The organism is Ohtaekwangia sp. (assembly GCF_036568665.1).
Classification (GTDB): Bacteria; Bacteroidota; Bacteroidia; order Cytophagales; family Cyclobacteriaceae; genus Ohtaekwangia.
Genome location: NZ_DATCSD010000093.1, coordinates 1 through 13,544, shown reverse-complemented (window position 1 = coordinate 13,544; position 13,544 = coordinate 1). Strand labels below are relative to the sequence as shown.

Here is a 13,544-nt window from a genome sequence, read left to right as displayed (position 1 = left end):
TGCTGACTGCGACAATGTTACGGATGTATCGCGTGGTACTACCATTGAACAGAGCGGTGCCAAGGTGAGCACGATCGAGCATACGCTGGCAGCACTCACGGGTCTGGAAATCGACAACGTATTGATTCAACTGGATGGTCCAGAATGTCCGATCATGGATGGAAGCTCCATTCAGTTTGTAGAAGTATTAAAAGGTGCCGGTACGGAAGAACAAAACGCGTTGCGTGATTTCTTCGAAGTACAGGAGCCTCTTTTCTATCGCGAAACTGCGCGCAACGTAGAGATTGCTGCACTTCCGCTGGATGATTATCGCGTAACGGTAATGATCGACTATAACTCACCTGTGCTTGGTAGTCAGCACGCTTCGATCACCGACATCCGTCAGTTCGAAAAAGAAATTGCATCGTGCAGAACCTTCTGCTTCCTCCACGAACTGGAGATGCTCTATAAAAACAACCTGATCCGTGGTGGCGATCTGAACAACGCAATTGTTATTGTAGACCGCGTGGTGCAGGATGATGAGTTGGATAATATAGCCAAGATGCTGGGCAAACCTAAAGTTGCCGTGAAGCAGGAAGGCATTCTGAATAACATTGAGCTTCGCTATAAGAATGAGCCGGCACGTCACAAACTGCTGGATATAGTAGGCGACCTTACACTGGCAGGTCGTCCGTTGAAAGCGCAAGTGCTCGCGGCTCGTCCGGGTCACGCAGCCAATGTAGCTTTCGCGAAGAAGCTGAAAAAAGCCATGCAGGAGGCTGACAAGAAAGGAAGACCGAAGTATAATCCTTCGTTGCCTCCGGTGATGGACATCAACAAGATCTCTACTATCCTGAAGCATCGTTATCCATTCCTGCTCATCGACAAGATTATATACCTTGACAATGAGAGTGTAGCGGGTGTGAAGAATGTTACCGTAAATGAGCCCTTCTTCCAAGGACACTTCCCGGGCAACCCGGTTTTACCAGGCGTATTGCAGATCGAAGCGATGGCGCAGATCGGTGGTATACTGGTGCTGAACACGGTACCTGATCCGGAAAATTACTGGACGTACTTCCTGGGAATCGAGAATTTCAGATTCAGAAAAATGGTACTTCCCGGCGATACAATCGTAATACAATGCGATCTGTTAGCACCTATAAAAAGAGGAATTGCCAAAATGAGCGGCCGCGGGTATGTAGGAAATACGCTCGTATGTGAAGGAACAATGACCGCCAGTATAGTTCGTAAAGATTCATGAGCCGATATCCACTAGCCAACGTACATCCTGAGGCCAAAATTGGTAACAATGTTATCATAGAGCCATTTGCTACTGTTCAAAACGATGTTGAGATCGGAGACGGTACATGGATTGGTCCGAATGCTGTGATCATGGAAGGCGCACGCATCGGTAAAGATTGCAAGATCTTTCCGGGTGCTGTTATTTCCGGTATACCACAGGACCTCAAATTTAAAGGAGAACAGACTACTACTGAGATCGGTGATCGTTCTACCATTCGTGAATGCGTAACGATCAACCGTGGTACTATAGATAAATATAAAACTGTAGTGGGTACAGATTGCCTTATCATGGCGTATGCTCACTTGGGGCACGACTGCCTCGTAGGCAATCATTGCATACTGGGCAATGCCGTGCAATTGGCTGGTCACGTGATCATCGATGACTTCGCTATATTCGGTGGTGCCTGTGCTGTGCAACAGTTCTCCAAGATCGGGGCGCACGCTTATATAGGCGGAGGTTCGCTTGTTCGTAAGGATGTACCTCCCTATACCAAAGCCGCACGTGAGCCGCTCTCCTATGCGGGTATCAACACCGTTGGACTGCGCAGACGCGGATTTACTTCTGAGAAGATCAGCGAGATACAGGAAATATACCGCTTCATCTTTTTGAAGGGCCTCAACAACTCGAAAGCGATAGACCTGGTGGAGAAAGAAATTGGCGCCAGTACAGAACGTGACTATATCCTCGACTTCATCCGTAATTCGGAAAGAGGTATTATGAAAGGATATGGCAGTAACGATTAACCTGTATAACAGTATATATATAAAGGCCTCTGATAACCTCTGAGGCTTTTTATTTTTCTATAGCCGAAAGATCAATGAACGAATCTCACATACAGAACATCGTTATCTTTACACTGAACAAGACATCACATGAATAACGCTCCTGCTATAGCTACCACAGCAAACGCTGCAGACACTGCACGGCCGGCTATTCAGGTGAATGATCTCGGCAAGCGCTTTAATCGTGAGTGGATATTCCGAGGATTGAACTATACGTTTCAACCAGGGTATACCTATGCTGTTACGGGGGCAAACGGATCGGGTAAATCTACTTTACTGCAAGTGCTGTGGGGACAAATGCCACCGAGTAAAGGAACGGTAAAGTATATATCCGGCGATGTTGAAGTGCCGCACGAATCCATATTCCGGCAGATCGCCATTGCCACTCCCTATATGGATCTGATTGATGAGTTTACCTTGCGCGAGCAACTGGATTTCCATTTTAAACTACGGAAGCCTCGCGGTAATATGACGGTAACAGCAATGATGGAGCGCATGTACCTGACGGATGCGCGCGATAAGTATATATCAAATTTTTCTTCTGGTATGCGGCAGCGTGTAAAGCTGGCGTTGGCATTTTTTACAGAGGCCAACCTGCTTTTTCTGGATGAGCCCGGCACGAATCTCGATCATCGTGCCTTCGACTGGTACCTGCATGAATTACAGCAGTTGCCCGCACACGCTTCGGTTTTTATTGCCAGCAACCAGCCGTCAGAATATCCGGCCAATGCACATAAAATTGACATTATGCAGTTTAAGTAGGCGGTTACTACCCCACGTTGGTTCTTATTAAAGACGTATCTTGGAGTAGAGTACCGGTTGGGTAATTTTTGATTTTAGAAATTTTACGCTCATATTCGTAACATTAATAACCTTAAGCAATGAAACATTTAGCAAGACTTTTATCGCTCCTGATCCTCGTTAGTGCAGGTATATTTTTGACAAACTGCGGTGGTGGCGGTGGTGACGATAAAACTGAAGAAGAACTTCAGTTGGATAAATTAAAAGGCACCTGGACGCTCACGGAGTCTTCTGTTAAATTTGGTGGTTCCACCGATGACCGTTTTGATGGATCGAGCCTGAAACTGACGTTTGCCGGTACGTACTCAGCGGGAGGAAAATATACCTACTCACTTACTTCCAGCAAGCAGGTAGATGCGAGCCCCTGGAAAGGTACAGGTAACTGGAAATTTAACCCGGCAGCCGTAAGCAGCGGCATCATTCGCCTTGACAGTGAATTTGGTGATGGTTCTTCAGATGTGCCTATTACGTACTCATTATCATCAGATGCAAAAACATTAACGATGGACTTCACTTACTCAGGAACAGGTTATGTACTGGGCGCAAGAACCGAATCGGTTGCCGGTGACTGGACATTTGTATTCACGAAGTAATCTCTACAGATATTGAATGAAAGAGGCTTCCAATTAGGAAGCCTCCTCTTTTTTATAGGTATATCTGTTTTAACTGTCAGCTTCACGAATAACGAAAACTGAATATCGAAAGGAACATCGATCAATGAATGTCGAAATGAAAGGCAAAATTGTTTCCCTCAGTTGAAATTGCTACACTACGATCAACGTGTAACGAATAGCTGTTACCATTAACTTTTAACGACTTCTTCTCGCAGCAGTTAAGCGCTATATATACCTTTCCAAAGCCATCGGCCACTCACAATTACTTCAGCACAACCACGGTAATTCCATCACCTCCACGCTCCACGTGTTCGTCATTGGCCGAGGCAACTTCCTTGTAGCGTTTCAGATGGTCGCGCACAACTTTGCGCAGTACACCTTCGCCTTTACCGTGAAGTATTTTTAATTCACCTTGTCCGAGAAGTATAGCCGTATCCATAAACTGATCCAGCAACGGAATTACTTCATCCACACGTTTACCGCGCACGTCCAGTGTATCGCTAAAGTTAGAACGCTTCTCATATACATTAATGCCTGATGTACGCAACCGTGTTGCCATCTCCTTTGCTACAGCACCCGTTATCTTCTCCAGTTTATCGAGCTTGGTTACGGACTTCAGTTCACCAAACTGCACCGTAGCATTTTTACCTTGTATACTGAGTATAACACCGCTGCTATCCTGCCCGATAATACGCACGCGATCGCCCTCCTTCAACTCTTCGGCTGTACGCACAGGCACTGTCTTTACTTCGGGCTCTACACGTTGTGTGAGGTCTTGTAAATTCTTGCGCACCTTCTGCGTTTCTTTCTTATGCGCCTGGTTAGCCCGTATATGCCGTATCGTTTTTTCGATCTCACGATTCGTATCCTTCAGCAAATTGGCAGCTTCTTCTTTTGCCTTGTTGATGATCTCCTTCTTGCGCGTTTCGAGATCGGATGAGAGTGATTGATAGCGTGAGAGCGATTGCTTCAATTCACTTTCTTCGCGCTCCACGCGTTTAGTCTTTTCACTCAATGCCTGCTTCTCCTTCTCGAGCGAGCGCACCAGTTTTTCAAATCCTGCCAGGTCTTTACCAACCAGTTTCTCAGCTTCTTGCAGCGTATGCTGTGGCAAGCCGATCTTGCGCGCGATCTCCAGCGCAAATGAACTTCCCGGTTTACCGATATCAAGTATATATAGCGGTTCCAGGTTCATATCATCAAAACGCATGGCTGCGTTGCGTATACCCTGGCGCTGACCGGCAAACAATTTCAAATTATAGTAGTGTGTAGTTGCTACACCCCACACACGTTTCTTCAATAGCTCTTCTAATATAGCCTGCGCTATAGCACCACCAAAATTCGGGTCAGTACCTGAACCCAACTCATCCATCAGCACCAGCGATTTGCTGCCTGCCGATTGAATGAATGTTTTCATATTACGCAGGTGACTGCTATAGGTACTCAAGTCATTTTCGATCGACTGCTGATCGCCTATATCTAACAGTATATCCTGAAAAATTCCGACACGCGAACGTTCTGATACCGGTATCAGCAAACCACACTGCACCATATACTGCAGGAGTCCCACCGTTTTTAAACACACCGATTTACCACCGGCATTGGGTCCTGATACCAGTAATAAACGATCCTGCTGATCGAGCTCGATATTGAGCGGTACTATATCGCGTTTACCTTTCAAGCTCAGGTATAGCAACGGATGTTTCGCAGTATACCAGATCAACTCAGGCTGCTTCTCGATGATCGGATGCTCCGCATTGATCTCGATAGAGAACTTTGCCTTTGCACGAATGAAATCGATCTGCGCTAAAAACTGATAGGCCGTTCTCAGTGCCGGTAATTCCAGTCGGAATACGTCCGTCAGTTCCTTGAGTATACGCACCACCTCGCGCTTCTCCGAATGCTCCAGGTCGCGTATCTCATTGTTGGCGTCCAGCATCTCCGTTGGTTCGAGAAAAACGGTTTGGCCGGTAGCCGACTCATCGAGTATAAATCCTTTCAGTCTGCGCTTGTGTTCGGCATGGATCGGAATTACCACGCGTCCTTCGCGAATAGTAGGCAGCGCACCTTCGGGCACCCATTTCTCTTCTACGGCATTCTTAAAGATCTGCTCGGCCAGCTTTCTCAGGCGACTCTGTTCTTCGCGAAGGCGCTTGCGTATTTTGGCCAGCTCCACACTGGCCGAGTCGCGCACCTGTGCTTTATCATCAATCTTCTCGAAGATCGTTTTAGCAAGCGCAGCGGTTACCGTTACAGGCTCCGCCAGTTTGAAAAGCTCCGGGTATATTTCGTGGGTCTTGCCCAGAAAATTTTTGCAGGCAAGAATAGTCTCTAATGAATAGGCGAGATTCAAAAACTCTTCTGCTTCCAGCCAATTGCCTTCTAGGGTAATTTTCTGTAGCCACTCCGTTGGGTCAAAGAAATGGCGGGATGGAAAAGGCTCTCCCTTCTCAATGATCTGCAGAAACTCAAGGTTCTGCTTTAACAGGATTCGTATAAAATCAACTTCCGAGCTGAAACGCATACGATCTACCCATGCGGCACCCGCATCGGACAAACAATACGATTTCAGCTTTTGTCGTATCTGGACAAAGCCTAACTTATCTTCAAACTCACTGGGGTAAATCATTTTTCTGCTGGACGTACAGACGCCCGTTGTTCTTTCAGATTCAACGAATCAACAAGCGCTGTATAAATTTGTTCCAATTCTTTTGGATGATCAATATAATAATTCATGGATCTGTCGAAGACAGAGTCTGGTACACCGGTCTTCTGAAAGACCTTGCCCCGCATAACAGCAAATACTTTTTTAGCCGAGTCGTTGGTCAGGTGTAAATGGTTTACTTTCTCTTCGGCCAGTAACACTTCGGCAATTGTATTCGACATTACATCGGGTGGTAATATACCTTCCGGCTTACTTTCTTTGGTAGCGCACGACCACATACCTGTCACAATCAGCAGGAGCGCTGCAGCCATGGCACAATATTTAAAACCTCTTGTCATCTTTTAATGGACATCCCCCGGCTTCGGTGGGGCAAAATAATCATAAAAGTTCTATTTTTGGCGTTGACCGTTATGGTTATACACAAACTGTCTGCCATGGCAGGTATATAACAATAACTCTGCCGGAGTCGGTGACCGTTAATGGTTAAAAGTTATCCGCTCATCGTAATCCGGAACAGCACACTACTTACGCATCACACCTCACACCACGAATAACGTATACCAATTAACGTGTAACGGTTAACAGTTAACGATGAAAGACCTGGTAAAAAAATTACGGAAGTTTGAGATCCAGATACGCAAGGCTATCAACAGCCAGATGCAGGGAGATTTTCGTTCCGTTTTTAAAGGCACAGGTCTGGAGTTTGACGATGTTCGCCCCTATCAATATGGCGATGATGTTCGAACGATTCACTGGAATGTTTCGGCCAAAGGGCACGGTACATTTGTAAAAACTTTTCGTGAGGAGAAAGAGCAAACCGTTTTCTTTATACTCGATGTAAGTGCTTCCGAAGATATAGGTAATCCGGGAAGAACAAAGGCCGACCTTGCCAAAGAGATTTGTGGTGTACTCACCTTATCGGCCGTAAAAGAATCGAGTCATGTAGGACTTATCTGTTACTCTGATCAGAAGGAAAAATTTCTGAAGCCTGTAAAAGGACATTCGCAGGCATACGAGATCATTAATACACTCGCGCATCTTCAACCGAAATCACTCAAAACCAATTTATCAAAAGCAATAGCCTTCGCGTTGAACGCTATCCGCAGACGAAGTGTGGTGATCCTCATCTCCGACTTTATTGATGAAGGCTATTTTGATAACATGCGCGCACTGGCCAAGCGCCACGACCTGGTGGTGATACACGTAAGCGACAAACGCGAAACGCGCTTACCCAAGCTCGGCATTATACCGGTGGTAGATAAAGAGAGCAAGCGCACGCTGTGGATCAACACATCGTTTGGAGGTTTTCGTGAGAAGATCACCAAACATTACGATGCGCGCAAAGCCGAACTGCAAAGCTTCAGCCGCAAGCATGAGATTAACTTTATCTCGCTCGATACAGAAGAAGACTATGTACCGAAACTGCTGCGTTTATTTAAAGTACGGAATAAATCTCTGAAGACAACATGATTCGCACCATCGTACAGCATATCCGGATTTACTATATATACCTTTTCGTGGCAGTAGGCTGCCTGGCTGCAACGCAGACGGTATACGCACAGGAAGCACCGGAAAAGCAAACCGTAAAAGTTACCGGTGGATTTATTGAAGACAGCCTCTACATCGGTAAGCCTATACGCTTTTACCTCACAGCACGCTACCCGCAGGAACTGAACATTGTTTTCCCTGACAGCTCCTATAACTTCGCTCCTTTCGAGTTCGACAGTAAAAAGTATGAACCTACTTCTACGGACGATGGCATCAGTTACGACAGTGTTATATACTATGTAAGCACGTTCGAAATAGACAGACAACAATACCTGAGCCTGCCGGTATATCAATTACTCAATAAGGACAGTGTAACGTACCACTCTGCACAGGATACCATCCTGGTAACGCAACTGGTAAATTTCAGTGTTGATACTATAGCGATCGATAAATTACCCATGAAGCTGAGCACAGCCTATCACGATGTGCCCGGTGAATTTAATTACCCGGTATTTATAGCCGTGGCTGTCGTGCTACTGATCATTGTTGTGGTGGTCTGGTTTGTATTCGGCAAAAAGATTCGCAGACATTTTCGCATCAAGAATATGCTGGCGGCCCATCGTAAATTTCAGGAGAGCTATACCCGCGAGCTGGCACACCTGCGCAATGCATTTTCGTCTGTTACAACGGAGGCGGCACTGGCCCACTGGAAAATATATATGGAACAACTGGAGGCACGCCCCTATACCAAGCTTACTACACGCGAAGCCCGTAACTTTTTTCAGGATGAATCGCTGATACGAAATCTGCAAACTATCGATGGCGCCATCTATGGGCACAACGCCAACGTGATCGAACCACTGGAAAATCTCAAAGCAGTTGCCGATCAACGGTTCCACTCAAAACTACAGGAGATCAAGCATGGATAATGATTTAATAGCGTGGTATTCTCCGGACTGGTTTATGCCTTCCACCTTTCGTTCTTTCACGTGGGAGAATCCTATACTTCTATACCTGCTTATAGCTGCGCCCGCGTTATTTATACTTCGCTGGTTGCTACGGTATAAATTCAACCAGAAGTTGCCCGTAGCGGTAACACAGAAAGATCTTCGTACATCGCCCATCAACTATATACGTTTGCTGCCCGAGATTTTGTTACTGGTAGTGTTGATGCTGGTAATATTGGGACTTGCACGCCCGCAGAAGAGCAATGAGAAAGTAGAGCAATGGGCCGAAGGTATAGATATTATGATTGCGCTGGATATATCGCAGTCGATGATGATCGAAGACTTTACTCCTAACCGACTGGAAGCCGCTAAAGAAGTAGCACGCAATTTTATCAATGGGCGTGTGCAAGACAGGATCGGACTTGTGGTATTTGCCGGAGATGCTTACTCCATGTCGCCACTCACTACCGATTATGAATTGCTTCGTTCTTACCTGAATGATATAACATTTGAGTTGATCGAAACAAAAGGCACTGCTATAGGAAGTGCCATGGCCGTGGTAACAAATCGCATGAGCGAGTCAACAGCAAAATCCAAAGTATGTATACTGCTGAGCGATGGCGAGAATACCTCCGGAAATATAGACCCGATTACCGCTGCTGATTTAGCCAGTGCGTATGGTATAAAGATCTATACCATTGTAGTAGGTAAAGAAGGTATGGTGCCGTATGGTAAAGATTTCTTTGGAAGACCCCAGATGATCGAGAACACGATCGATGAAACCACCATGCGAAAAATGGCTGATATAGGTGGCGGACAATTCTTCCGCGCTACCGATAACAAAGCCCTCGAACAGGTTTTTGCACGCATAGACAAATACGAGAAAGCTGAAATAAAGGAAACACGCTTCAAAGACACGTCCGATTACTACATGGTATATCTGCAATGGGCGATCGCGCTATTCTTGTTATGGCTGCTGTTGAAGTCTACATTTATCACGAACGTACTGCAAGACTAAATTAGCTACTGGCCGCCAGCTTCTGGTTACTGGTTTATACGGGGTGACACAGGAGATACGTTGCTATATATAATAAATCTTTTTCCGCAGAAAATTAAGTTGAAGGCAGAAAACAAAAGCAATAATAGGATACATTTCCCTTTCTGCTTTTACCAGAAGCTAGCCGCCTCAATGCGGTATATTATCCGGGAACAGGATCAGTCGCCCGGCAAAGATTACGAGTACAATGCCCAATACTATATTCATCACGCGAATTACCGAAGGCGTCATGAGCAGGCGCAGCTTGTCGGCAAGTTTGGCTTTGATAACATCGGTAGTGAATACGGTACAAACTATCGTGGTAAAGAATATAAAAGCTTCCTGGTTGGTGTTGTAGCCTAGCTGTGTCGTTGCAACGCCTACCGTGGCAATCCAGAAGAACAATACCATTGGGCTGAGGCCATTGATAATAAAGCCCTTTGCCGCCAGACGAATCCAACTGCGGGCTTCTATTTTTCGCGGATCATAGTGTGCGAGTTTTTTACTTTTTACCAACAGGTAATATAGTCCGAAGAGTAACAGCACAATGCCACCGCCATACGCAAGATAGTGTCTGAAATTTTCGGCTTGCATGAACTGCACCAAGCCGAGGTACGATACGAATATATATAGTGCATCGCTGAACGATACACCCAATGCAACAAATACACCGCTTACAAAACCGCGCTCGATACTGGTTTGGATGATCGTAAAAAAGACCGGCCCGATCAGAAATGCAAGTACAATGCCTGAGACGATTCCGTTAAGAATGATTTCCATTCGAATGATTTTGGAGGAACGTTTTCCAATCGTCTAACTGTGCGTTCTTGATAACGCGTGGAAATTTATTCTGCCCTCCTACCTTACCTTTCGATTCCATCCAGCTATAAAAAGTTTTTACCGGCAATACATCTACCAACACTTCTTTCAACGCAGCGCTTCGTTCTACAGCATAGTCATCGTTCAATTCCTTCAGGTGCAGATCGATTTTTTCTTTCAGCGCTTTTGCATCCACTTTATCATCCGTACCTATAAACCAATGATGAGCAAAGAGCGAACCGTGTGGTATACCGGCAACTGTAAATTCAGGAATGTTTATATTAAAATCGTTAGACACAAGTTCGATAGCTTTGTTCATGTTATCTACCGAAAGGTGTTCGCCACATAAACTCAGGAAGTGCTTGGTGCGGCCGGTGATAACAATCTCGCTTTCTTCGAGCGAAGTAAATTTGATCACATCACCAATCAGGTAACGCCACGCTCCGGCACACGAAGAAAGCAGGATAGCGTACTCTTTACCTTCTTCTACTTCATCGATCATAAACGTTTCTGCATCTGCCTTGATCTCACCATTGGCATCAAAGTTCTTTGCCTCGAAAGGCACAAACTCATAGAATATACCATTGTTCAATACAAGACGCATGGTGCGTCTGTTTGGATATGCCTGAAAAGCAATGAAGCCTTCCGATGCCAGGTATGTTTCAATATAAAATATAGGGCGACCGAGTAATTTTTCAAATCCTTTTCGATACGGATCGAACGACACACCTCCGTGTACATATACCCGCAGGTTCGGCCATATATCATGAATGTTCTTTACGCGATGATACTGGATGATCTTCTCCATCAGTATCTGTATCCAGGCCGGTACGCCTACAATTATACCAATGTCCCACTCCGAAGCTCTGCGCGCAATCTCATCCAGTTTGGCATCCCAGTTACGGGTGCGTGCTATTTTCTTTCCGGGCTTATAAAAATGTTGAAACCAGAAGGGAAGTCGTGCCGCTTGTATACCGCTGAGATCTCCTTCGAAGAAACTTCCTTTATGATTCAGGTGCGTGCTGCCTCCCAGCATCAATATACCGGCCTCAAAAAGTTCGGGGGCCAGGTCATACTTCGAAAGGGTTAATATCTGTCGCACGCTTGTCTTGCGAATTGCCTGCGTCATATCTTTCGTTACAGGTATATATTTGGAAGAAGCTTCCGATGTTCCTGAACTCAACGCGAAATACTTTACACGTCCGGGCCAGCAAACATTCTTCACGCCCTTCAGCGCAAGTTTCCACCAGTCTCCATATATTTTGTTATAGCTGTGAACCGGCACATGATTTTTATAGCGCTTGTAAAATTCTTTGTCACCTTTGCGAAAGCCACTCAGAATATCTGCAAAGTTATAGTGCTTGCCGAACTCCGTCTGGCTTGCTGTGATCAGCAACTCTTTCAGTTCTTTCTTCTGCAAGTCTAGTGGCGAAGTATACTCTTGTTCGAGCATTTCCCGTAACCGGATTCCTTTTTTCAGCAACGTACCCAGGATCGCCATATTTTTGCGTTAGCTTTGGTGGATTAAAAGGCAAAAATAGGAATGAATTAACCATTCACAAAGCCGATGTAACAAAGGATCGTAATACGTACACGACAGCACTAATAAACCGCATGAGCATACCGACCAATCTTGATTCTTTTCGAAAAAATTTATCTGTTAACTGTCAGTTGATTGCCGTAAGCAAGACGCAACCTGTGGAGAGCATCCGCGAAGCGTACGATGCCGGACAACGCGTATTCGGAGAAAATAAAGTGCAGGAGCTTGCTCCCAAGTACGAGGCGCTTCCGAAAGATATACAGTGGCACCTCATTGGTCATTTGCAAAGCAACAAGGTAAAATACATAGCATCTTTCGTTCACCTGATACACTCGATCGACAGTTTGAAGTTATTGGAAGAAGTAAACAAGCAGGCAATAAAAGTTCAACGCACCATCGACTGCCTGCTGCAATTACACATTGCCTCGGAAGAAACAAAATTCGGTTTTTCAGAAGAGGAAGTAATGGAAATGCTGACTTCTGATGCTTTCAAAAAATTGTCCAACATCCGCATCATCGGTCTGATGGGCATGGCTACATTCACGGAAAATCAGGAGCAGATACGCAGAGAATTTCGCGGACTGAAATCTTTCTTTGAAAAATTAAAAACAACTGCTTTGCCTTCTACAGTAATGATGAAAGAACTTTCCATGGGCATGAGCAGCGACTATAAAATAGCGATGGAAGAAGGAAGCACGATGATCCGCGTAGGCACTGCTATATTTGGACACCGAAACTATCCGGTATAGGTATATTTCAATCACGAATCACTATGAATCAACGTACAACATTATTATCGGCTGCTGTTTTAGGAGGTCTGGCTGTAGGTATAGGAGCTTTTGGAGCACACGCGCTTAAACCCATGCTGGTGCAGGCCGGCAGAGCCGATGTGTATGAACTGGCAACACGCTATCAATTCTATCACACACTGGCGTTGCTCGCTATTGGTATATTACAGCAATGGTATAACAATAAACAATTGCACTACGCTTCGCTCTTTATGCTGATCGGAACCTTACTGTTTTGCGGAAGCTTATATCTGCTGTGCTTTGTTTCGTTTGGATTGCTGGGGGCTGTTACACCGATCGGTGGAGTTTTTCTGATCCTGGGCTGGGTCTTCCTGCTATTAGGTATATATAAAAAATAAAGGTCTCCGTATAGAGACCTTTATTTTAAAATCTTGGTGAGATCAGCTTACTGAGGCTGTTCTTTTTTCTCTACAACCTGTGTAGTGAAAGATATCTTTGCTTCGTCAGAGTTAGCAGCGTTAGAAACGATGGTAACTACTTTATCCTGACGGCCGATTTTACCTGCGCTGTTAAAAGCAATAGTAATTTCACCTTTGCCACCTGGTTGGATCGGATCGCGAGGCCAGCCTTTTGGTGTAGTACATCCGCATGTAACCTGTACGTTGGTGATGATCAACGGTTCGTTACCGGTATTGGTGAATTTGAAAACATTTTCAACTTTATCACCTTGAACGATCTGACCGAAATCGTGCGTCTTTTTCTCGAACGTGATAACGGGTCCGCTTACTTTTGCAGTCTGGGCGAAAGCACTTGCCGCCAAT

Annotated in this window: 14 protein-coding genes; 9 read left to right on the top strand and 5 right to left on the bottom strand. The window is 45.4% G+C overall.

Annotation, left to right across the window (positions count from 1 at the left end):
* From VIN08_RS05065 to VIN08_RS05050, 4 genes are all read left to right on the top strand, one after another.
* Positions 1 to 1,240, top strand: a 1,240-nt coding sequence (locus VIN08_RS05065) for a bifunctional UDP-3-O-[3-hydroxymyristoyl] N-acetylglucosamine deacetylase/3-hydroxyacyl-ACP dehydratase (RefSeq protein WP_331961182.1), incomplete at its 5' end; no start/stop codon positions are given.
* Positions 1,237 to 2,025 (top strand): acyl-ACP--UDP-N-acetylglucosamine O-acyltransferase, encoded by a 789-nt coding sequence (gene lpxA / locus VIN08_RS05060; protein ID WP_331961180.1) that lies wholly within the window; start codon positions 1,237 to 1,239, stop codon positions 2,023 to 2,025. The genes VIN08_RS05065 and lpxA, both read left to right, overlap by 4 nt.
* A gap of 129 nt (positions 2,026 to 2,154) precedes the next feature.
* A complete protein-coding gene (locus tag VIN08_RS05055; protein WP_331961178.1) occupies positions 2,155 to 2,826 on the top strand; it encodes an ABC transporter ATP-binding protein in 672 nt (223 codons plus the stop codon).
* Positions 2,827 to 2,945: 119 nt separating this feature from the next.
* On the top strand, positions 2,946 to 3,458 hold the full coding sequence (locus VIN08_RS05050; RefSeq protein WP_331961175.1) for a hypothetical protein: 513 nt from the start codon (positions 2,946 to 2,948) through the stop codon (positions 3,456 to 3,458).
* Between the two features lie 283 nt (positions 3,459 to 3,741).
* Here the strand turns inward: VIN08_RS05050 and VIN08_RS05045 are convergent, their stop codons facing one another.
* Entirely contained in the window at positions 3,742 to 6,108 is a 2,367-nt protein-coding gene (locus VIN08_RS05045; RefSeq protein WP_331961172.1) for an endonuclease MutS2, read from the bottom strand.
* Positions 6,105 to 6,455, bottom strand: a complete 351-nt coding sequence (locus VIN08_RS05040; protein ID WP_331961169.1) for a DUF4296 domain-containing protein — start codon at positions 6,453 to 6,455, stop codon at positions 6,105 to 6,107. Before VIN08_RS05040 ends, VIN08_RS05045 begins: the two co-directional genes overlap by 4 nt.
* 280 nt (positions 6,456 to 6,735) lie before the next feature.
* Between VIN08_RS05040 and VIN08_RS05035 the strand changes: the two genes are divergently transcribed.
* The 3 genes from VIN08_RS05035 to VIN08_RS05025 are packed head-to-tail and all read left to right on the top strand — an operon-like array spanning position 6,736 to position 9,597.
* The gene (locus VIN08_RS05035; RefSeq protein WP_331961166.1) at positions 6,736 to 7,614 is read left to right on the top strand and encodes a DUF58 domain-containing protein; all 879 of its coding nucleotides are present in this window, start codon (positions 6,736 to 6,738) and stop codon (positions 7,612 to 7,614) included.
* Positions 7,611 to 8,561, top strand: a complete 951-nt coding sequence (locus VIN08_RS05030; protein ID WP_331961163.1) for a hypothetical protein — start codon at positions 7,611 to 7,613, stop codon at positions 8,559 to 8,561. The genes VIN08_RS05035 and VIN08_RS05030 overlap by 4 nt, the downstream gene beginning before the upstream one ends.
* Positions 8,554 to 9,597, top strand: a complete 1,044-nt coding sequence (locus VIN08_RS05025; protein WP_331961160.1) for a VWA domain-containing protein — start codon at positions 8,554 to 8,556, stop codon at positions 9,595 to 9,597. Before VIN08_RS05030 ends, VIN08_RS05025 begins: the two co-directional genes overlap by 8 nt.
* Before the next feature lie 168 nt (positions 9,598 to 9,765).
* Here the strand turns inward: VIN08_RS05025 and VIN08_RS05020 are convergent, their stop codons facing one another.
* Together VIN08_RS05020 and VIN08_RS05015 are read right to left on the bottom strand one after the other, a co-directional pair.
* Entirely contained in the window at positions 9,766 to 10,395 is a 630-nt protein-coding gene (locus tag VIN08_RS05020) for a LysE family translocator (RefSeq protein ID WP_331961157.1), read from the bottom strand.
* A complete protein-coding gene (locus VIN08_RS05015) occupies positions 10,379 to 11,935 on the bottom strand; it encodes a GH3 family domain-containing protein (protein WP_331961154.1) in 1,557 nt (518 codons plus the stop codon). The genes VIN08_RS05020 and VIN08_RS05015 overlap by 17 nt, the downstream gene beginning before the upstream one ends.
* Positions 11,936 to 12,048: 113 nt before the next feature.
* On the opposite strand from VIN08_RS05015, the gene VIN08_RS05010 reads away from it, so the two are divergent.
* Both VIN08_RS05010 and VIN08_RS05005 read left to right on the top strand, forming a co-directional pair.
* Positions 12,049 to 12,723 (top strand): YggS family pyridoxal phosphate-dependent enzyme, encoded by a 675-nt coding sequence (locus VIN08_RS05010; RefSeq protein ID WP_331961152.1) that lies wholly within the window; start codon positions 12,049 to 12,051, stop codon positions 12,721 to 12,723.
* A gap of 23 nt (positions 12,724 to 12,746) precedes the next feature.
* Positions 12,747 to 13,121 carry a DUF423 domain-containing protein gene (locus VIN08_RS05005; protein ID WP_331961149.1) on the top strand — a complete coding sequence of 125 codons (375 nt, stop codon included), beginning with the start codon at positions 12,747 to 12,749 and terminating at the stop codon, positions 13,119 to 13,121.
* Positions 13,122 to 13,168: 47 nt separating this feature from the next.
* Here VIN08_RS05005 and VIN08_RS05000 read toward each other — a convergent pair whose 3' ends face one another.
* Positions 13,169 to 13,543 (bottom strand): DUF1573 domain-containing protein, encoded by a 375-nt coding sequence (locus tag VIN08_RS05000; RefSeq protein ID WP_331961146.1) that lies wholly within the window; start codon positions 13,541 to 13,543, stop codon positions 13,169 to 13,171.
* Position 13,544 lies beyond the last annotated feature (1 nt).

Coding starts and splice junctions, on each gene's coding strand:
- VIN08_RS05055 (WP_331961178.1), top strand. CDS start 2,155: ATGAATAACGCTCCTGCTATAGCTACCACAGCAAACGCTGCAGACACT.
- VIN08_RS05045 (WP_331961172.1), bottom strand. CDS start 6,108: ATGATTTACCCCAGTGAGTTTGAAGATAAGTTAGGCTTTGTCCAGATA.
- lpxA (WP_331961180.1), top strand. CDS start 1,237: ATGAGCCGATATCCACTAGCCAACGTACATCCTGAGGCCAAAATTGGT.
- VIN08_RS05015 (WP_331961154.1), bottom strand. CDS start 11,935: ATGGCGATCCTGGGTACGTTGCTGAAAAAAGGAATCCGGTTACGGGAA.
- VIN08_RS05020 (WP_331961157.1), bottom strand. CDS start 10,395: ATGGAAATCATTCTTAACGGAATCGTCTCAGGCATTGTACTTGCATTT.
- VIN08_RS05040 (WP_331961169.1), bottom strand. CDS start 6,455: ATGGCTGCAGCGCTCCTGCTGATTGTGACAGGTATGTGGTCGTGCGCT.
- VIN08_RS05025 (WP_331961160.1), top strand. CDS start 8,554: ATGGATAATGATTTAATAGCGTGGTATTCTCCGGACTGGTTTATGCCT.
- VIN08_RS05050 (WP_331961175.1), top strand. CDS start 2,946: ATGAAACATTTAGCAAGACTTTTATCGCTCCTGATCCTCGTTAGTGCA.
- VIN08_RS05005 (WP_331961149.1), top strand. CDS start 12,747: ATGAATCAACGTACAACATTATTATCGGCTGCTGTTTTAGGAGGTCTG.
- VIN08_RS05010 (WP_331961152.1), top strand. CDS start 12,049: ATGAGCATACCGACCAATCTTGATTCTTTTCGAAAAAATTTATCTGTT.
- VIN08_RS05030 (WP_331961163.1), top strand. CDS start 7,611: ATGATTCGCACCATCGTACAGCATATCCGGATTTACTATATATACCTT.
- VIN08_RS05035 (WP_331961166.1), top strand. CDS start 6,736: ATGAAAGACCTGGTAAAAAAATTACGGAAGTTTGAGATCCAGATACGC.